Origin of the sequence: Massilimicrobiota sp. An105, assembly GCF_002161155.1 — a bacterium.
Lineage (GTDB): Bacteria > Bacillota_I > Bacilli_A > Erysipelotrichales > Coprobacillaceae > Allocoprobacillus > Allocoprobacillus merdigallinarum.
Window position 1 is genome coordinate 80,676 of record NZ_NFLY01000002.1, and the last position, 20,732, is coordinate 101,407.

Here is a 20,732-nt window from a genome sequence, read left to right on the forward strand (position 1 = left end):
AAGGAGGAAAGGGAATGAAGCTGTTTAATTCACTCACAAATCAAAAGGAAGAGTTTGTTCCAATTAAAAAGGGAGAAGTCAGTATTTATGTTTGTGGACCAACGGTTTACAATTATGTGCATATTGGTAATACACGTCCAATGATTGTGTTTGACATATTGAGAAGAACTTTTGAATATTTAGGTTATAAGGTGACATTTGTTTCTAATTTTACGGATGTAGATGATAAAATCATAAAAGCTGCTAAAGAAGAAGGTGTCAGTGAAAAAGAATTAACAGATAAATATATTAAAGCCTATGAAGATGTTCGTAGAGGTTTAAATTTGTTGTTTCCAACTTATGCTCCACGTGTAACTGAAACGATGCAGCCTATTATTGATTTTATTGCTGGTCTTGTTGAACAGGGATATGCATATGAAGTTGATGGTGACGTTTATTTTAGAGTTACAAAAATTCATGAATATGGGATGTTATCAGGGATTAAAATTGAAGATTTGATTGCTGGAGCAAGTGAACGTGTGGATGATAATGATAAAAAAGAAAGCTCAACAGATTTTGCATTATGGAAAAAAACAGATGAAGGAATTCAATTTGATAGTCCATGGTCTAAAGGAAGACCAGGATGGCATACAGAATGTGTTGTTATGATTAATGATATCTTTGAAAATGGACGCATTGATATTCATGGTGGTGGACAGGATTTAAAATTCCCACATCATGAAAATGAAATTGCACAGTCTATGGCATGTCATCATCATCCGATTGCACATATCTGGATGCATAATCAGATGATTAACATTAATAATCAGAAAATGTCAAAATCTTTAGGAAATGTTTTATGGGCTAAAGATTTATTAGAACAGCTTGGCTGCAATGTTTATAAATGGCTCATGCTTTCTACACATTATCGTAATCCATTGAATTTTACAGATGAAGTCTTGAATAATGTGAAAAAAGAAGTTGAAAAAGTAGAAAATATTATTAAACAAGTGTCTTTATATTTACAGATTCAACATATTGATCATAAAGATTATTATAAAAATATTGTGGATCAAATGGTGGAAGCATTGAGTGATGATTTGAATACTTCATTAGCATTGTCACAAATTTTAGGACAAGTGAAAGTTTTGAATCAATTGATGAGAGTCAAAGAAAAAGATGATTTAGAAATATCAAAGAATTATCAGACGTTGCTTTGTATGTTAGATACAATGGGATTTGTTTATAATCCAAAACAGTTAAGTGATAGTGAAATTGCTTTATATCAGCAATGGCAAAAAGAAAAAAGTGCAAAGAATTTTGAACAGGCAGATTTATTAAGACAAGAATTACAGAATAAAGGAATTTTATAATGAAACCAGAATTAATAAATGTATTAGCTTTAGCGTATTTAGGTGATAGTGTTTTTGAGGTTTATGTGAGAGAATATCTATTGGTTGAAAAAGGCATCATGAAGCCAGATTTATTACAGCAGGCCTCTAAGTCATTTGTCAGTGCCAAAGCTCAGGCAGCATTTATGCAGGAAGCTATTTTGAAACAATGGTTAGGTGAAGAAGAAATAAGTATTTATAAAAGAGGGAGAAATGCGAAGAGTCGACATGTACCGAAAAATACATCAGTATTTATCTATAATCAGTCGACAGGTTTTGAAGCGTTGATAGGACATTTGTATTTATTAAAGAAGCAAGAGAGAATAACAGAAATTTTTGAGTTATTTAAATTATTTGTTTGTGAAAATGAGAAAAACATGAGAAAAATTTGAGACGCATGGAGTGAAAAATATGACACAATATATTTATGGAAAAAACACAGTTATAGAATCTTTAAAGGGAAATAAACCAGTTTATGAGGTTTATTTGATGAAAAATGCAAAAGATGATAAAGTTCTTTCCCTTGCAAAAGCTAAACATGTGAAGGTGCATATGGTGCGTCATAAAGATGAGTTAAATCAACTTGTTGGATCTGTTGTTCATCAAGGTATTGTGGCAGCAGTACAAGATTATCGTTATTATACGCTTGAAGAAATTTTAAATGCTATTCCACAAGGGAAACAACCATTGTTGCTGATGCTTGATGGTTTGGAAGATCCACATAATCTAGGAGCTATTTTAAGAACTTGTGATGCTATTGAAGTCGATGGTGTTATTATTGGTAAAAATAGGAGTGTAGGATTATCTGCAACCGTAGCTAAAGTATCTACTGGAGCCATTGATTATGTGAAAGTTGCACAAGTGACGAATTTATCAAGAACTTTAGACGATTTAAAGGAAAAAGGTTTTTGGGTTGTTGGTTGTGACTTAGATGAATCACAGGACTATCGTGCCATTGATTACAATATGCCTCTTGTCGTTGTGATTGGCTCAGAGGGGTTTGGTATATCACGTCTGGTTAAAAAGCATTGTGATATGAATGTTGTTTTACCTATGACGGGACATGTTACGTCTTTAAATGCTTCTGTTGCTTCAGCGATTATACTTTATCAGATTTACAATTCACGTCATCCTTTAAAGTAGAAAGGAGGTAGCATGCAAGGCTACAACTATGATGATGAATTGGTTTATTTAATGCGATGTGGCAGTGAGGAAGCTCAAGATATACTTTATAAACGCTATTATCGCAGAGTTTCAAAATGGGTATTAGCTTTTACAAAATATTTTATAAATGGTTATGAATATGAAGATTTTATTCAAATGGCTATGATGGGTTTTCATGATATTCTGGATAGTTATCGTGATGACCAAAAAGCAAGCTTATCGACATTTATGAAGATTGCCATTACCAAACGTATTTTAAGTTTAATGCGTGTGAATAAGGATGTTTGTTATCGTGCAGGAATGACAATTCTTTCCTTGGATAGTTATACGAGTGAAGATGAAGATACACGCTATATAGATCTGGTCGCTGATATTCATGAACGTTATCAGCCTGAAGTTCATCTGATTGTTAAAGAAACAGCTACTTACTATGCTTTACAGATTGATGCCAAAACATCACAACGTGAAAAGATGGTTATGAATTACAAAAAGGCTGGTTATGACGAAGTAGAAATTGCAAAAAAGCTTCATATTTCAGTAAAAAGTGTCTATAATGCGGTTTATCGCTATTCAAAGAAAATAGTTGCCATTGACGAGCTAAAATAAATATGTTAAATTATATTAACGGTAAAGGAGTGATGAACATGAAACAAAAAGTAATCTTAGTTTGTAGTGAGTGTTTATCACGTAATTATTCAGTCACTAAAAATAAAAGATTAAATGTAGAAAGACTTGAGTTAAGAAAATATTGTAAAAAATGTGGAAAACATACAATCCATAAAGAAACAAAATAGGAGGTAGACATGAAAATCAAAGAATGGTGTACACTAAAGGGTATTCGTGCTGAAATCAAGAATATTCATTGGTTAACAAAAAAAGAATTGGCTTATAATTCAGTTGTTGTTTTGGTTTTTTGCTTTTTGTTTGGAATTTACTTTTATGGTAGCGATGCAGTTATTGCATTAATTTTAAAAGCATTGGGGTTGAATTAAGATGTCTGGAATGAATGATGAAGGAAGACGCTGGTATGTTGTGAATACATATTCAGGTCATGAAAATAAAGTTAAAGAAAATTTAGAAAAACGTGTTGAATCAATGGGATTACAGGACTGTCTATTTAATATTGTGATTCCTGAACACGTAGAAACTGAAATTAAAGATGGTAAAAAAATTAATAAAACGAAAAATATGTTTCCTGGTTATGTACTGGTAGAAATGATCATGACAGATGAAGCATGGTATATTGTTCGTAATACATCAGGAGTAACTGGGTTCATTGGATCTTCTGGTGGTGGAGCGAAACCATTCCCATTACCTAAGGAAGAAATTGATCCTATTTTAAAAAGTATGGGTATCAAAACATCTCAAGTTGAAGTTGATTTTGGTGTTGGTGATGAAGTTCGTGTTGTTTCTGGTCCATTTGCTGGAAAACAGGGAAAAGTGGAATCTATTGATCATGAAAAAGAAGAAGCTTCTGTTTTGATTGATTTCTTAGGTAATCAAAATTTAATGGAAATTGGGCTTGTTCAGTTAGAAAAAGTTGAATTATAATGAAAAGACCTGAAATATGGTCTTTTTTTGATAAAAAAGTTGATTTATTCAATAAAAAACTATTGCATTCCTTAATAGATTATGTATAATAATTAAACGACGCAATATGTGTTACTATGCGTGGGAGGATTGACTGTCCTGTACCACAGCACGGACAAATTTTTATAGGAGGTGTGTCGCGTGAGTAAAAAAGTCACAAGAGTTATGAAAATTCAATTCCCTGCTGGGGGAGCAAAACCAGGGCCAGCTTTAGCAGGTGCTGGAATTCAGATGCCAAAATTCTGTACTGCTTTCAACGATCAAACTAAAGATCGTATGGGAGAAACTGTACCAGTTGTTTTGACAATCTATGAAGATAAAAGTTTTGATTTCGTATTAAAAACTGCTCCAACTGCAGAAATGATCAAAAAGGCATGTGGAATTAAGAAAGCTGCTTCTGATTCTAAACAAACAGTTGCAACTTTATCAGCTGAAAAATTAAAAGAAATCGCTGAATACAAAATGCCTGATTTAAATGCTAACGATTTAGAAGGAGCTATGAAAATCGTAGCTGGTACTGCTCGTAATATGGGTGTAAAAGTTGAAGGCTTAGATGCTTAATTTAATGAAGAGGAGATAAGAAAATGGCTAAAAGAAGTAAAAAATATCAAGAAGCCGCTGCTCTTATTGAAAAAGGTAAAGCTTACCCAATTGATGAAGCAGTTGCTTTAGTAAAGAAAACAAGTAAAGTTAATTTTGATGCAAGTGTGGATGTTGTATTTAAATTAGGATTAGATACAAGACATGCTGATCAACAATTACGTGGTGCAGTTGTGTTACCACACGGAACTGGAAAAACTAAAAAAGTTTTAGTTGTCACTCAAGGAGCTAAAGTTGAAGAAGCTAAAGCTGCTGGAGCAGATGTTGTAGGTGGAAAAGAAATTCTTGAAGATATCCAAAAAGGATGGCTTGATTTCGAAGTTATGATTGCAACACCTGACATGATGGCTGAATTAGGAAAATTAGGACGTATTTTAGGGCCTAAAGGATTAATGCCTAACCCTAAAACTGGAACAGTCACTATGGATGTGGCAAAAGCTGTTCAAGAAACAAAAGCTGGTAAAGTGACTTACCGTACTGATAAAGATGGTAATGTTCATATGCCAATCGGAAGAGTATCTTTCGATGATGAAAAACTTGCAGAAAACTTTAAAACAGTTTACGACTTATTATTAAGAGTTAAACCATCTTCTGCAAAAGGAACTTATATGAAGAACATCGTTGTTTCTTCAACTATGGGTCCTTCAGTAAAAGTTGCTTCAATGTAATTGAAGTCATAACAAAAAGACGCAATCAATATACCGTAGACAGCAACGGGGAAACCTTAATGAAGTTGCCGAGGTGATATTGTCAAAGAATTGACAACTCCCTCGTGTTTACTGAGGGAGTTTTTCACGGATATATTGTTGCATATATAAAATCAATAGGAGGTGTAACAATGTCAAAAGAAATCTTAGAAGCGAAACAACAGGTTGTTGCTGAAATTAGTGAACAATTAAAAGCTTCACAATCAACAGTTGTTGTAGAATATCGTGGATTAACAGTGGCTGAAGTTACTGAATTACGTAGAGCTTTAAGAGCTGAAAATGTGGGATTTAAAGTTTATAAAAACACATTAGTTCAAAGAGCTGTTGAACAAGAAGGTATGAACGAATTAGAAGAATACCTTGTTGGTCCAAATGCTTTAGCGTTTGGTAAAGATGATGCAGTGGCTCCTGCAAGAATCTTAGCTGATTTTGCAAAAGACCATGAAGCATTACAAATTAAAGCTGCTTATATCGAAGGTAAATTCTTACCAAAAGAAGAAGTTATGGCAGTGGCAAAATTACCTAATCGTGAAGGTATGTACTCAATGTTACTTGCATGTATGAAAGAACCTGTTGCAAAAGTGGCAAGAGTTATTCAAGCTGTTGCTGATGCAAAAGGTGGAGATGCAGCTGAAGAAGCTGCTGCTGAATAGTTAAAAATGAACGGAGGAAAATAAAATGGCAAAATTAACACATGAAGATATCTTAGCTTATTTAGAAGAAGCTACAATTTTAGAATTAAATGATTTAGTAAAAGCAATCGAAGAAAAATTTGATGTAACTGCTGCTGCTCCTGTAGCTGTTGTTGCTGGTGGAGAAGCTGCTGCAGATGCTGCACCTGCTAACGTAACTGTAACATTAACTGATGTTGGTGCTACTAAAGTTGCTGTTATCAAAGCAGTAAGAGAAATCACTGGTTTAGGATTAGTTGATGCTAAAGGATTAGTAGACAAAGTTCCAGCTGAAATTAAGAAAGATATTCCTGCAGAAGAAGGAGCTAAGATTAAAGAACAATTAGAAGCTGCTGGTGCAACTGTAGAAGTTAAATAATTTCTTGGAATAAAAAAGCCCTTGTCAAAGGGCTTTTTATCTTAGGAGAATAGAAGATGACACATTATTATACAAATAATATTGATTTAAAATCTCAAAAAACACAAATTTCTTTTCAATATAGAGGACATCATCTGGTTTTTATAAGTGATAGTGGCGTTTTTTCAAAAGAACGTATTGATTATGGTTCGCGTGTTTTATTGGAAAGCATGAATATACAATCTCATCAAAAAACATTATTAGATGTTGGTTGTGGTTATGGGACTTTAGGTATTTCTTTAAAGAAAGTCTATCCATGGTTACATGTTGAAATGGTTGATGTGAATGAACGTGCTATTGCATTGGCTAATGAGTCTATTGAACATAATCAGGAAAATGATATTATTGCTTATAAAAGCTCGGTTTATGAAAATGTAAAAGATACATTTGATATTATTGTTTCTAATCCGCCTATTCGTGCAGGGAAAAAGATTGTTTTTGAAATATTAGAAAAAGCATATGATCATTTAAATAATCAAGGAGAATTATTTATTGTTATTCAAAAAAAACAAGGCGCTCCTTCAGCTAAGAAAAAAATGGAAGATGTTTTTGGGAATTGTGAAATTATAAAACGTGATAAAGGATATTTTATTTTAAAATCTGTAAAATAACACTGTTTTTTACTGTTTCAAAAGTTATTTTGAAATTTATGATTTGGTATTGACTTCAACTGGCCTCTATGCTAGTATAATAAAATGCCTACTCATATATAAAAAGCAGTGTTTTTTGCGTGCTTTAAATAAGGAGATAGAGATAATTGATAAGGAGTGAAGCGGGCTTGGAAAAAAATGTAACTCAGGCAAAAAGTCGTATTAATCGTCGTAATTATTCAAGAATTAGTGGGTCTTTAGAATTACCAAATTTAGTAGAAATCCAAACAAATTCTTATGAATGGTTTAAGAACGAAGGTATCAAAGAAGTTTTTAACGATGTTTATCCTATTAGCAATTTTAATGAAACTTTAACTTTAGAGTTTGTTGATTGCCGTTTTGATGAGCCAAAATATTCAGTAGATGAAGCTAAAGATAGAGATGCAAATTATTCTGCTCCTATTCGTGCTACTTTACGTTTAGTGAATAATGGAACTGGCGAAATTAAAGAAAACGAAGTCTTTATGGGAGATTTTCCATTAATGACTGATGCTGGTACTTTTATCATTAATGGTGCTGAACGTGTTATTGTTTCACAATTAGTGCGTTCACCAGGTGCATATTTTGCTGATGCCATGGATAAAAGTGGTAAGACAGTTTTTACAGGAAGCATGATTCCTTCAAGAGGAACATGGCTTGAATTTGAAAATGACGCAAAAGATATTTTAAATGTACGTATTGACCGTACACGTAAAATTCCTGGTACAATTTTATTACGTGCTTTAGGTTTAAGCAGTGATGAAGATATTATTGAAGTGTTAGGTGATCATGAGTTTATTAGAAATACTCTAGCCAAAGATACAACTCACAATACTGATGAAGCTTTAATTGAAATTTACAATAAATTAAGACCAGGAGAACCTGCAACGCTAGAAGGTGCTAATACTTTATTATATACAAGATTTTTTGATGCAAAAAGATATGATCTTGCGCGTGCAGGACGTTTTAAACTTGGCAAAAAATTGAGTTTATTAGATAGAATTACAAACCGTGTTTTAGCTCAGGATGTTATAGATATAGATGGAAATGTTGTCATGAAAGAAGGAACTTTATTAACAAAAGATAAAGTTGACCTTTTAGCTCCTGTTTTCCAGGCTGGAGCTCATACAATGGACATTAAAACAAATGATTTCTTAAAATCACATGGACGTATTCAAGTGCTTGAAGTCTATGTTGATGAAACAAAATCAAAGAAAATGAGAGTTGTTGGGACAGATTTATCATTAGATTGTAAATATATTACAATTTCTGATATGATTGCTGCCTATTCATATATGTTGAATCTTGTTGATATTTATGATTCATTAGATTTAGCAAGTGACGATAGAGTCAACTTAATGAGTCGTATTGGTTTATTAGATGATATTGATCATTTAGGAAATAGACGTGTACGTTCTGTTGGTGAATTAATTCAAAATCAATTTAGAATTGGTTTATCAAGAATGGAGAGAGTCGTTAAAGAAAGAATGTCATTATCTGAAATTGATAGTGTCACTCCTCAGTCATTAACTAACATTCGTCCATTAACTGCCGCTATGAAAGAATTTTTCTCATCATCTCAGTTATCTCAATTTATGGATCAGATTAATCCATTAGCCGAGTTAACAAATAAACGTCGTTTATCAGCATTAGGACCAGGTGGTTTATCAAGAGATCGTGCTGGTTATGAAGTCCGTGACGTTCATGCCTCTCACTATGGTCGTATTTGTCCAATTGAAACACCTGAAGGTCCAAATATCGGGTTAATTTCTACACTTGCTTCTTATGCAAAAATCAATAAATATGGATTTATTGAAACACCATATCGTAAAGTGAATCATAGCGTGATTGACGAAAATGATGTGCGTTATTTAACAGCCGATGAAGAAAAGAATTATGTCATTGCACAAGCAAAAGTTCAACATGATGAAAATGGAAAAATCTTGGATGAACAAGTTATTGCCCGTCATTTGGGAGAAAATATTATGGCTAAGCCTGAAGAAATTGATTTTATTGATATTTCTCCAAAACAGATCGTTTCTGTAGCCACTTCATGTATTCCTTTCCTAGAAAATGACGATGCGACTCGTGCTTTGATGGGTGCCAACATGCAACGTCAGGCCGTACCATTATTAAATCCACACACACCTCTTGTAGGAACTGGTATGGAATATCAGGCTGCTAGAGATTCTGGAGCTGCAGTTGTGGCTAAAAAAGATGGTATTGTCACATATGTTGATGCGAAAAAGATTATTGTTGAAGAAGATACAGGTCCACATAAGTATCGTTTAACAAAATTTGCGATTTCCAATGCGGGAACTTGTATTAATCATAGACCAATCGTAAAAGCTGGAGATAAAGTTGTCAAAGGGGAAATTTTAGCTGATGGTCCATCTATGGAACAAGGTGAATTAGCCCTTGGACAAAACGTATTGGTTGGTTTCATGACATGGAATGGTTATAACTACGAAGATGCTGTTATCATGTCTGAAAGATTAGTGAAAGAAGATGTTTATACATCTATTCATATTGAAGAATATAGTATTGAATGTCGTGATACAAAATTAGGTCCTGAAGAAATTACGCGTGATATTCCAAACGTTGGGGAAGATGCCCGTAAAAACTTGAATAGCGAAGGTATCATTATGATTGGTGCTGAAGTGAAAGAAGGGGATATCTTAGTTGGTAAAGTAACACCTAAAGGACAGGCAGAATTATCTGCTGAAGAAAAATTATTACTAGCAATCTTTGGTGAAAAATCAAGAGAAGTCAAAGATAATTCATTAAGAGTTCCTCATGGTGGTGCTGGTATTGTTCATGATATTAAAATCTTCTCTAGAAAAAATGGTGATGAATTACAACCAGGTGTTAATAAAGTTGTTAAGGTGTATATCGTTCAAAAACGTAAGATTTCTGAAGGAGATAAAATGGCCGGACGTCATGGTAACAAAGGGGTTATCTCTAAGATCTTACCTATCGAAGATATGCCACATTTGGAAGATGGTACAATTCTTGATATCATGTTAAATCCATTAGGGGTACCATCACGTATGAACATTGGTCAGGTATTGGAATTACATTTAGGATATGCTGCTAGAGAGTTAGGAATGTACTTTGCAACTCCTGCATTTGATGGTATTAACTCAAAAGATCTTGAGAATATCATGAAAGAAGCTGGAATGTCAGTTGATGGAAAACAACCAGTTATTTCTGGTATGACTGGAGAATATTTTGATTCTAATATTTCAGTTGGGGTTATGTATATGATTAAATTAGCCCACATGGTTGACGACAAATTACATGCCAGATCAGTAGGTCCATACTCATTAGTTACACAACAGCCTTTAGGTGGTAAGGCTCAAAACGGTGGACAGAGATTTGGGGAAATGGAAGTTTGGGCACTTGAAGCATATGGTGCAGCTTATACATTAAGAGAAATCTTAACGGTTAAATCTGACGATGTTGTTGGTCGTGTCAAAACTTATGAAGCCATTGTAAAAGGTCAAAAATTACCTGAACCTGGTTTGCCAGAATCATTTAGAGTTTTAACAAAAGAATTACAGGCATTAGCTTTAGATATTCGTATGTTAGATAAAGATGGTCAAGAAATAGATGCAAGAAAGATTGAAGATGAAGAACGTCGTTTCCCAACTTCAATTGATACAACTCCTGAACAACCAGAAGTCACTGAAGAAGAAGTGGCTGAGGTAGAAGGTGATTTCTCTGAAGATGAAGAATCATTTGATGATTTGGATTCTGTAATTGATGAACTCTTCACTGATGATGAAGAAGAAAGTAACGAAGAATAGGAGGAAACAATGAATGGCAGATGTCAATAACTTTTCAGCAATCCAGATTGGATTAGCTTCTCCAGAAAAAATTCGTGAATGGTCTTATGGTGAAGTTAAAAAACCTGAAACTATTAATTATCGTTCTCAAAAACCTGAAAAAGATGGTCTATTCTGTGAAAGAATCTTTGGACCATCTAAGGATTGGGAATGTAGCTGTGGAAAATATAAGAAAGTCAGATATAAAGGCGTAATCTGTGATCGCTGTGGTGTCGAAGTCACAAAATCTTCTGTACGTCGTGAACGTATGGGACATATTGAGCTTGCGACTCCAGTCGCACATATCTGGTATTTAAAAGGTATTCCATCAAGAATGGGGCTTATTCTTGATATGTCACCAAAACAACTTGAAGAAATCATTTATTTCGTTTCTTATGTTGTCACTGATAAAGGAAGTACACCTTTAGAATATAAACAAGTTTTATCTGAAAGAGATTATCGTAACTGTTATGAAAAATTTGGTCATCAGTTTGAAGCCAAAACTGGGGCAGAAGCGATTAAAATCTTACTTCAAAAAGTTGATTTAGATGAAGAATTTGAATCAGTAACAAAAGATTTAAAAGAAGCACAGGGACAAAGACGTTCTAAATTATTGAAGAGACTAGAAGCTATTGAAGCTTTCAGAACTTCACATAATCAGCCTGAATGGATGATTCTTGATGTGCTTCCAGTTATTCCACCTGATTTAAGACCAATGTTACAGTTGGATGGTGGACGTTTTGCGACAAGTGATTTGAATGATTTGTATCGTCGTGTGATTACACGTAATAATCGTTTAAAGAAATTATTAGAACTTGGAACACCATCAATCATTGTCCAAAATGAAAAACGTATGTTACAGGAAGCAGTTGATGCCTTGATTGATAATGGACGTCGTTCTAAACCAATTACAGGTGCTGGAGGAAGACCATTAAAATCATTAAGCCATACGTTAAAAGGAAAACAAGGACGTTTCCGTCAAAACTTACTTGGGAAACGTGTTGACTATTCAGGACGTTCAGTTATCGCTGTTGGTCCAGACTTAAAAATGTATCAATGTGGTATTCCACGTGAAATGGCATTGAATTTATTTAAACCATTTGTGATTAGTGGATTAGTGAGAGAGCAGATTGCAACAAATATCAAAGCTGCTGAAAGATTAATTGATAAGATGGATGATGTGATTTGGCCAATCGTCGAAGAAGTCATCAAAGAACATCCAGTCTTATTAAACCGTGCGCCTACATTGCATAGATTAGGTATTCAGGCATTCGAACCTAAATTGGTTGAAGGACGTGCTATTCGTTTGCATCCATTAGTATGTCCAGCGTTCAACGCTGACTTTGATGGTGACCAGATGGCAGTTCACGTTCCATTAGGGGAAGAAGCTATTCAAGAAGCTAGACAGTTAATGTTAGGTTCTCACAATATCCTTGGACCAAAAGATGGAAAACCTATCGTTACACCTTCTCAGGACATGGTGTTAGGTAACTATTACTTAACATTAGAAGATGAAGGGGCTGTTGGTGAAGGAACTGTTTTTGCAGATGTGAATGAAGTTTTAATGGCATATGATGCAAAAACTGTACATTTACACACAAGAATTGCAATTAGAGGAAAATCTTTAAAGAATAAGACATTTACTGAAAAACAAAATAATAGCTATTTAATTACAAGTGTTGGTAAAATTATCTTTAACCAGATTTTTGATGGGGCATTCCCATTTATCAATGATTCTAGTAAAGAAAATTTAGTTGCAACACCAGATAAATATTTCGTACCAATGGGTACTGATATTAAAGCACATATTAAAGCACAGCCTTTAATTAAACCATTGGGTAAAAAAGCTTTAGGAAACATTATCAATGAAATGTTTGATCCTACAAAAATTAGTGATACAACAGCGATGTTGGATAAATTAAAGGATCAAGGATTCTATTATTCTACAATTGCTGGTATTACAGTTTCTGTTTATGATATTCAGGTTCCACAAAGTAAATACGTTTTATTTGATGAAGCTGATGAAAAACTTGAAGTAATCAAGAAATTATATCGTAAAGGGAAAATCACTGATGAAGAAAGACATAATATCGTTATTAAGTTATGGGAATCTGTTAAAGATCAGGTTCAGGCTGTCGTTAAAGATGAATTCGAAGCTGATGACCGTAATCCAATCTTCATTATGTCTGATTCAGGTGCCCGTGGTAATATTTCTAACTTTACACAGTTAGTAGGTATGCGTGGATTGATGTCTAATCCAAAAGGTGAAACAATTGAGTTGCCTATCAAATCTTCATTTAGAGAAGGTTTAACTGCATCTGAATTCTTCATCTCTACACATGGTGCTCGTAAAGGATCTACCGATACAGCCTTAAAGACAGCCGATTCAGGATACTTGACAAGACGTTTGGTTGACGTTGCTCAAGAAGTCATTGTTACTGAAGATGATTGTGGTACAGATCAGGGATTTGTTGTTACAGAATTGTACAATACTTCAGATAATTCGGTTATTGTGCCATTATATGACCGTTTAGTAGGACGTTATTCTCAAAAGGATATTGTTCATCCTGAAACAGGTGAAACGCTTGTTAAAGCTGGCGAAATGATTGATGAAGCGATTGCTAAGAATATTACTGATGCAGGTATTAAAGAAGTTGAAATTCGTTCTATTTTTGGATGTAAAGCGAAAAATGGAATTTGTAGAAAATGTTATGGTCGTAATCTAGCAACTGGTGAACAAGTTGAATTAGGAGAAGCTATTGGTATTATGGCGGCTCAATCAATTGGTGAACCTGGTACACAGTTAACAATGCGTACATTCCACATGGGTGGAGTTGCTGGTGGTGCCGATATCACTCAAGGTTTACCTCGTATTCAAGAGTTATTTGAAGCAAGAAATCCAAAAGCAAAATCTATTATTTCTGAAATTGATGGTGAAGTTTCTAATATCATTGATAACAATGGTAGAGCTGAAGTTGTCGTTTCTAACTTACTTGAAACAAAGAGTTATTTAACACCTTATGGTGCAAAATTAAGAGTTTCTGTAGGTGATGAAGTTGGTATTGGTTCTAAAATTACTGAAGGATCAATTGATCCAAAAGAATTATTAGCTGTTGCTGATGTCAAAGCTGTAGAAAATTATATCTTGAAAGAAGTTCAAAAAGTTTATCGTTTACAAGGTATTGAAATTTCAGATAAACACATTGAAGTTATTATTCATCAAATGTTGAAGAAGATGAGAATTGTTGAAGGTGGAGATACTGGAGCATTACCTGGTACTCATATTAATGTTCAAAAATTTACTGAATTAAATAAAGAAGCCTTAAAAGCTGGAAAACATCCTGCTGTTGCAAGACCAATCTTGTTAGGGATCACAAAAGCTTCACTTGAAACTGAATCATTCTTATCTGCTGCTTCATTCCAGGAAACAACAAAAATCTTAACAGATGCGGCTATTAAAGGTAAGGTTGATGAATTAAGAGGTCTTAAAGAAAATGTTATTATTGGTAAATTATTACCTGCTGGTACAGGATTAAGAGGACCTTTAAAATCACCTGAAACGATTGCTAGAGAGTTAGAAGAAGCACGCAAAGAAAAGGAATTAGAAGAAGCTGAACATTTACAAGCTGAAACTTTATCAGAAAGTTTGTTAAGCAGTACTGAAATTGATGAAGAATTTTCAACAACAGAATAAAATAAAGAAACAAGGTCTTAAAAAAGATCTTGTTTTTCTTTGATAAAAAGAGTAAAAAGTGTTGACTTTATAAATTTTGTCGTATATAATTGCTTTCGGTACTCGACTAAGAGTGCATTTTATCTCATCAAAAAATGAAACACCCGGAATTGTGTGTTAAGAAGAAAGGAAAGGAGAAAAACATGCCTACAATTAATCAATTAGTCAGAAAAGGACGTAGTGAAAAAACATCTAAATCAAAATCACCTGCGTTAAATAGAGGTTACAACTCATTATTAAAGAAACCAACTAATATTAGTTCACCTCAAAAACGTGGTGTTTGTACTCGTGTTGCCACTATGACACCAAAGAAACCTAACTCGGCTTTACGTAAATATGCCCGTGTTCGTTTATCAAACGGAATGGAAGTAACTGCATATATTCCAGGAATTGGGCACAACTTACAGGAACACAGCGTTGTGTTAATTCGTGGAGGACGTGTTAAGGACTTACCAGGGGTTCGTTATCATATTATTCGTGGTACTATGGACTGTGCTGGTGTAAAAGATCGTATGCAAGGACGCTCTCGTTATGGAGCTAAAAAACCTAAAAAATAAGAGATAGGAGGAAAAACTGATGTCAAGAAGAGGACGCGTAGCAAAAAGAGATGTACTACCTGATCCAATTTATAATTCTAAGGTAGTTACAAAATTAATTAACAATATCATGCTTGATGGTAAAAAAGGTGTTGCTCAAAACATCTTATATGAAGCATTTAAAAAAGTTGAAGAAAAAACTGGAAATCCTGCAATGGAAGTATTTGATCAAGCAATCAACAATATCATGCCTGTACTTGAATTAAAAGTAAGACGTATTGGAGGAGCTAACTATCAAGTACCTGTTGAAGTATCTCCAGAAAGAAGAATGACATTAGGATTAAGATGGTTAGTTAACTATTCTCGTTTAAGAAACGAAAAAAGCATGATTGATCGTCTTGCTAATGAAATTATTGATGCCTCTAATGGAACTGGTGCTTCTGTGAAAAAGAAAGAAGATACTCATAAGATGGCTGAAGCTAATAAAGCATTTGCACATTTCCGTTGGTAATATATGATTTAGAGGAAATATTTGAAAGGAGAAAAATATGGCTCGTGAATTTTCGTTAGAAAAAACTCGTAATATTGGAATCATGGCTCACATTGATGCTGGTAAAACAACAACAACTGAACGTGTTCTTTATTACACTGGAAAAATTCATAAAATTGGTGAAACACATGATGGTGCTTCACAAATGGACTGGATGGAACAAGAGCAAGAACGTGGTATTACAATCACTTCAGCAGCAACAACTGCACAATGGAATGGATACCGTGTTAACATCATTGATACTCCAGGCCATGTCGATTTCACTGTTGAAGTAGAACGTTCTTTACGTGTACTTGACGGTGCTGTTACTGTATTAGACTCAAAAGCTGGTGTTGAACCACAAACAGAAACTGTTTGGCGTCAAGCAACAACTTATGGAGTTCCTCGAATTGTCTTCTGTAACAAAATGGATGCAACTGGGGCAGATTTCTTAATGTCTGTTGAATCTATTGGAAAAAGATTAGATGCTAACGCTGTAGCTATTCAATTACCAATTGGTGCCGAAGATACATTTGAAGGTGTTATTGACTTAATTAAAATGAAAGCTGTTCATTTTGAAGGAGCTAAGGGTGAAAACGTTGTTTATTCTGAAATTCCTGAAAATATGAAAGCTCAAGCAGAAGAATATCGTCAAAAAATGATTGATTCAGCTGCATCTTTTGATGATGATTTAATGATGAAAGTCTTAGAAGAAGAACCAGTTACTGAAGAAGAAATTAAAGCAGCAATCCGTAAAGGAGTATTAGCTGTTGAATTATTCCCAGTATTATGTGGATCTGCTTATAAAGACAAAGGTGTACAGTTAATGTTAGATGCTGTTATCGACTTCTTACCTGCACCAACTGATGTTCCATCAATTAAAGGTGAAGATGAAGATGGTAACGAAATCGAAAGACATGCAAGTGATGATGAGCCATTCTCTGCATTAGCATTTAAGATTATGGCTGACCCATTTGTTGGTAAATTAACATTCTTCCGTGTATATTCAGGACATATTGAATCTGGATCATATGTTTTAAACTCTTCTAAAGATAAAAAAGAACGTTTAGGACGTATCTTACAGATGCATGCTAATACACGTAAAGAAATTAGCGAAGTTTACGCTGGAGATATTGCTGCAGCTGTTGGATTTAAAAATACAACAACTGGGGATACTATCTGTGATGAAAAGAATTTCATTATCTTAGAAAAAATGGAATTCCCTGAACCAGTTATTGAATTAGCAATTGAACCAAAAACAAAACAAGACCAAGATAAATTAAGTAACGGTTTAGCAAGATTAGCTGAAGAAGACCCTACATTTAGAGTCACTACAAATCCTGAAACTGGTGATACAATTATTGCCGGAGTTGGGGAATTACACTTAGACGTTATCGTTGATCGTTTAAAGAGAGAATACAAAGTTGAAGCTAATGTTGGGGCACCACAAGTTGCTTATCGTGAAACAATTAGAAAAACTGCTGATTGTGAAGGTAAATTCGTACGTCAATCTGGTGGACGTGGACAATACGGACATGTATGGATTAAATTCGAACCAAATGAAGGTAAAGGATTTGAATTCGTTGATGCTGTAGTTGGTGGAACTGTCCCTAGAGAATACATTGGTTCTGTTAAAGCTGGTCTTGAAGAAGCATTAGATAATGGTATGATTGCTGGATATCCAGTATTAGATATTAAAGCAACATTATTTGATGGGTCTTACCATGATGTCGATTCATCAGAAATGGCATATAAGGTAGCTGCAAGTTTAGCATTAAAAGAAGCTGGTAAAAAATGTGATCCAGTTATCTTGGAACCAATTATGGCTGTAGAAGTCACTGCACCTTCTGAATACTTAGGAAGCGTTATGGGAGATATCTCTTCTAGACGTGGTATGATTGAAGGACAAGAAGAAAGAGGAAACGCTGTTTTAGTACAAGCAAGTGTACCTTTATCTGAAATGTTTGGATATGTTACTGATTTAAGATCATTTACACAAGGACGTGGAAATTACACTATGCAATTTGATCGTTATGAACCAGTTCCTAAGTCAATTGCAGAAAGTATTATTAAGAAAAATGGTGGAAATAATTAATCCACTAAAAGTATTGCATTTTTGAGATAAATCATTTAGAATGTATATGTAAAAATTTAATGAAATTTATATAGGAGGAAGCTTAAATGGCTAAAGAAAAATTTGACCGCTCTAAAGCGCATGTTAATATTGGAACAATTGGTCACGTTGACCATGGTAAAACAACTTTAACTGCAGCAATCACTACTGTTTTAGCACAAGAAGGAAATGCTCAAGCAATGGATTATGCTGCAATCGATGCTGCACCTGAAGAAAAAGAACGTGGAATCACAATCAACACTGCACACGTTGAATATCAAACAGCAACTCGTCACTATGCACACGTTGACTGTCCAGGTCATGCTGACTACATCAAAAACATGATCACTGGTGCTGCTCAAATGGATGGAGCTATCTTAGTAGTAGCTGCTACTGATGGACCTATGCCACAAACAAGAGAACACATCTTATTATCTCGTCAGGTAGGTGTACCTTACATCATCGTATTCTTAAATAAATGTGATATGGTTGATGATGACGAATTAATCGAATTAGTTGAAATGGAAGTTCGTGAATTATTAAATGAATACGGATTCCCAGGAGATGACACTCCAATTATTCGTGGATCAGCTTTAAAAGCATTAGAAGGAGATCCAAAATGGGTACCAGCTATTCATGAATTAATGGATGCTGTAGATACTTATATTCCAACTCCAACTCGTGATACTGATAAACCATTCTTAATGCCAGTTGAAGACGTATTTACAATCACTGGACGTGGAACAGTTGCTACAGGACGTGTTGAAAGAGGACAATTAAAATTAAATGACCCAATCGAAATCGTTGGTATTCATGAAACTCAAAATACAGTTGCTACTGGTATCGAAATGTTCCGTAAATTATTAGATTACGCTGAAGCAGGAGATAACGTAGGGGTATTATTAAGAGGTATCAACAGAGATCAAATTCAACGTGGACAAGTATTAGCTAAACCAGGATCAGTACATCCACACAAAAAATTCGTATGCCAAGTTTACGTTTTATCAAAAGATGAAGGTGGACGTCATACACCATTCTTCTCTAACTATAGACCACAATTCTATTTCAGAACTACTGACATCACTGGTGTTATCGAATTACCAGATGGTGTAGAAATGGTTATGCCAGGAGATAACGTAGAATTAACAGTTGAATTAATCCATGCTATCGCACTTGAAAATGGTACTAAATTCTCAATTCGTGAAGGTGGAAGAACTGTTGCTTCTGGAACAGTTACTGAAGTTATTGAATAATTTTCATGAAAAGGTATCTTATTGATACCTTTTTTGTTTACACTTTTTTATAAAAAGGTTATGATGTTAAGGTATGGAGGTGGAGTATGGAAAAATTATTTTTCTTTGATATAGATGGAACACTTATTGAATGTAATAAAGGTATATATCGTATCCCAAATGATGTCCGCTATGGGATGAATCAACTAAAGAAACAGGGGCATGATGTTTTTTTAGCGACTGGAAGATGTCAATGCTTTATTGTGGATGGAGTTATGGATTATCCTTTTAATGGTTATGTAACTTGTAATGGTGCTTATGTAGAATATAAAGGGAAAGAAATATATAAAAAGATTGTTCCAAAAGAAGCTATTGAAAAAACACATCAGCTATGTGTTGAAAGAAACCTGGCATACTATTTTGAGGGGAATGATCATATTTATGTTTTAAATAAACAAAACCCTAAACATATTGAGTTTAAGAATAATTGGGGAATGAAAGATGAAATTATTATTGATTCATATCAAATTGATGAGATTGAAACATATATTGGGATGATTGTTTTAAATTCTCTTGATGATAGAGAAATAATGTATCAAACATTAACACCTTATTTTGATATTCAACAGCATCAAAGTGGATTATCTTTTGATTTAACTTTAAAAGGTGAATCTAAAGCAAAAGGAATACAAAAGCTTGTTGAAGCTTTAGGCAAAAATATTAAAGATACGATTGCATTTGGAGATGGACGAAATGATATTGAAATGATCTCTTTTGTTGGATTAGGAATTGCTATGGGTAATGCTGCTGATGAAACAAAAGCAGTTGCCGATTATATTACGGATAATGTTGATTGCGATGGTATATTGAAAGCACTTAAACATTTTTCTTTTCTTTAGTGTTTATAGTTGAAATTATAAAGTTGATTTGATAAAATAAATATACAGAGTAATTCTGAATTTGTTTGTTAAAGGAGAAATTGAAAATGGATGAACAAGAACAAGTAGTTATTAACCTTATCGTAAACAGTGGAAGTGCACGTAGCTCTGCTATCGAAGCTATTCAATATGCAAAAGCTGGTGATTTAGATAAGGCTGATGAATCATTACAAAATGCAAAAGAAACTGTAAATGAAGCACATCATGCACAAACTGAATTAATTCAGGCTGAAATTAGAGGAGAAAAAGCTCCATTAAACTTATTAATGGTACATGCTCAAGATCATTTAATGACTGCATTAGTTGTTATTGATTTAGCACAAGAATTTATTGATCTTTATAAAAAAATCAAATAATTAAAAGATTAGTGATTCAAGCAAAACCCCAATGACGGAGGATTAACTCAGTTAATGGGGTTTTATTTTTTAAATTTATGAGTGAATCTTTATAAAATTACAAATAAAAAAACATTGATAAATCCAATGAAAAATAGAATTTTGTAAAAAGAGGAATAAAAAAAACGAAAAAAAGTAAAAAAAAGACTTGCAAAGGTAGAGGATAGATGGTATTATAGATGAGCACTCGACGAGAGGGCACAGGGACATTGAAAACTGAACAGTAAACACGTCAATAAAGATAGGAAAAAAGAAAGAGTCAAGAAGACATGAAATTGTC

The 20,732-nt window shown here is 33.9% G+C and carries 20 protein-coding genes and 1 other annotated feature; all 20 genes read left to right on the plus strand.

Going from position 1 to position 20,732, the window contains the following annotated elements; translation table 11 throughout:
* Positions 1–14: 14 nt before the first annotated feature.
* Complete coding sequence (gene cysS, locus B5E48_RS01000) at positions 15–1,352, plus strand: cysteine--tRNA ligase (protein WP_087244302.1); 1,338 nt, start codon at positions 15–17, stop codon at positions 1,350–1,352.
* On the plus strand, positions 1,352–1,762 hold the full coding sequence (locus tag B5E48_RS01005; RefSeq protein WP_087303784.1) for a Mini-ribonuclease 3: 411 nt from the start codon (positions 1,352–1,354) through the stop codon (positions 1,760–1,762). The genes cysS and B5E48_RS01005 overlap by 1 nt, the downstream gene beginning before the upstream one ends.
* A 19-nt stretch (positions 1,763–1,781) precedes the next feature.
* The gene (gene rlmB, locus B5E48_RS01010) at positions 1,782–2,513 is read left to right on the plus strand and encodes a 23S rRNA (guanosine(2251)-2'-O)-methyltransferase RlmB (protein WP_087244300.1); all 732 of its coding nucleotides are present in this window, start codon (positions 1,782–1,784) and stop codon (positions 2,511–2,513) included.
* Positions 2,514–2,525: 12 nt separating this feature from the next.
* On the plus strand, positions 2,526–3,140 hold the full coding sequence (locus B5E48_RS01015) for a sigma-70 family RNA polymerase sigma factor (protein ID WP_087244299.1): 615 nt from the start codon (positions 2,526–2,528) through the stop codon (positions 3,138–3,140).
* A gap of 38 nt (positions 3,141–3,178) precedes the next feature.
* Entirely contained in the window at positions 3,179–3,328 is a 150-nt protein-coding gene (rpmG, locus tag B5E48_RS01020) for a 50S ribosomal protein L33 (protein ID WP_087244298.1), read from the plus strand.
* Between the two features lie 9 nt (positions 3,329–3,337).
* Entirely contained in the window at positions 3,338–3,526 is a 189-nt protein-coding gene (gene secE, locus B5E48_RS01025) for a preprotein translocase subunit SecE (RefSeq protein ID WP_087297185.1), read from the plus strand.
* A gap of 1 nt (position 3,527) precedes the next feature.
* Entirely contained in the window at positions 3,528–4,085 is a 558-nt protein-coding gene (nusG, locus tag B5E48_RS01030; RefSeq protein WP_087244296.1) for a transcription termination/antitermination protein NusG, read from the plus strand.
* A gap of 180 nt (positions 4,086–4,265) precedes the next feature.
* Positions 4,266–4,685: a 50S ribosomal protein L11 gene (gene rplK / locus B5E48_RS01035; RefSeq protein WP_087244295.1), complete on the plus strand. Its 420-nt coding sequence runs from the start codon at positions 4,266–4,268 to the stop codon at positions 4,683–4,685.
* A gap of 23 nt (positions 4,686–4,708) precedes the next feature.
* Complete coding sequence (rplA, locus tag B5E48_RS01040; RefSeq protein WP_087244294.1) at positions 4,709–5,392, plus strand: 50S ribosomal protein L1; 684 nt, start codon at positions 4,709–4,711, stop codon at positions 5,390–5,392.
* A 15-nt stretch (positions 5,393–5,407) separates the two neighbouring features.
* Positions 5,408–5,527: a sequence feature (ribosomal protein L10 leader region), on the plus strand.
* A 35-nt stretch (positions 5,528–5,562) separates the two neighbouring features.
* On the plus strand, positions 5,563–6,084 hold the full coding sequence (gene rplJ, locus B5E48_RS01045; protein WP_087244293.1) for a 50S ribosomal protein L10: 522 nt from the start codon (positions 5,563–5,565) through the stop codon (positions 6,082–6,084).
* A gap of 25 nt (positions 6,085–6,109) precedes the next feature.
* Positions 6,110–6,481, plus strand: a complete 372-nt coding sequence (gene rplL, locus B5E48_RS01050) for a 50S ribosomal protein L7/L12 (RefSeq protein ID WP_087244292.1) — start codon at positions 6,110–6,112, stop codon at positions 6,479–6,481.
* 56 nt (positions 6,482–6,537) lie between these two features.
* A complete protein-coding gene (locus B5E48_RS01055; protein ID WP_087303785.1) occupies positions 6,538–7,131 on the plus strand; it encodes a class I SAM-dependent methyltransferase in 594 nt (197 codons plus the stop codon).
* Positions 7,132–7,298: 167 nt separating this feature from the next.
* On the plus strand, positions 7,299–10,958 hold the full coding sequence (rpoB, locus tag B5E48_RS01060; protein WP_087297183.1) for a DNA-directed RNA polymerase subunit beta: 3,660 nt from the start codon (positions 7,299–7,301) through the stop codon (positions 10,956–10,958).
* Positions 10,959–10,971: 13 nt separating this feature from the next.
* Complete coding sequence (gene rpoC, locus B5E48_RS01065; protein ID WP_087303786.1) at positions 10,972–14,670, plus strand: DNA-directed RNA polymerase subunit beta'; 3,699 nt, start codon at positions 10,972–10,974, stop codon at positions 14,668–14,670.
* 182 nt (positions 14,671–14,852) lie between these two features.
* On the plus strand, positions 14,853–15,266 hold the full coding sequence (rpsL, locus tag B5E48_RS01070; RefSeq protein WP_087244288.1) for a 30S ribosomal protein S12: 414 nt from the start codon (positions 14,853–14,855) through the stop codon (positions 15,264–15,266).
* 19 nt (positions 15,267–15,285) lie between these two features.
* On the plus strand, positions 15,286–15,756 hold the full coding sequence (rpsG, locus tag B5E48_RS01075) for a 30S ribosomal protein S7 (protein WP_087244287.1): 471 nt from the start codon (positions 15,286–15,288) through the stop codon (positions 15,754–15,756).
* 37 nt (positions 15,757–15,793) lie between these two features.
* The gene (gene fusA, locus B5E48_RS01080) at positions 15,794–17,869 is read left to right on the plus strand and encodes an elongation factor G (RefSeq protein ID WP_087244286.1); all 2,076 of its coding nucleotides are present in this window, start codon (positions 15,794–15,796) and stop codon (positions 17,867–17,869) included.
* Positions 17,870–17,955: 86 nt separating this feature from the next.
* Positions 17,956–19,140, plus strand: coding sequence for an elongation factor Tu (gene tuf / locus B5E48_RS01085; RefSeq protein ID WP_087244285.1), 1,185 nt, complete (start codon positions 17,956–17,958; stop codon positions 19,138–19,140).
* 86 nt (positions 19,141–19,226) lie between these two features.
* A complete protein-coding gene (locus B5E48_RS01090) occupies positions 19,227–20,018 on the plus strand; it encodes a Cof-type HAD-IIB family hydrolase (RefSeq protein ID WP_087303787.1) in 792 nt (263 codons plus the stop codon).
* Between the two features lie 86 nt (positions 20,019–20,104).
* Positions 20,105–20,413 (plus strand): PTS lactose/cellobiose transporter subunit IIA, encoded by a 309-nt coding sequence (locus B5E48_RS01095; protein ID WP_087244283.1) that lies wholly within the window; start codon positions 20,105–20,107, stop codon positions 20,411–20,413.
* The last annotated feature ends 319 nt before the right edge of the window (positions 20,414–20,732 follow it).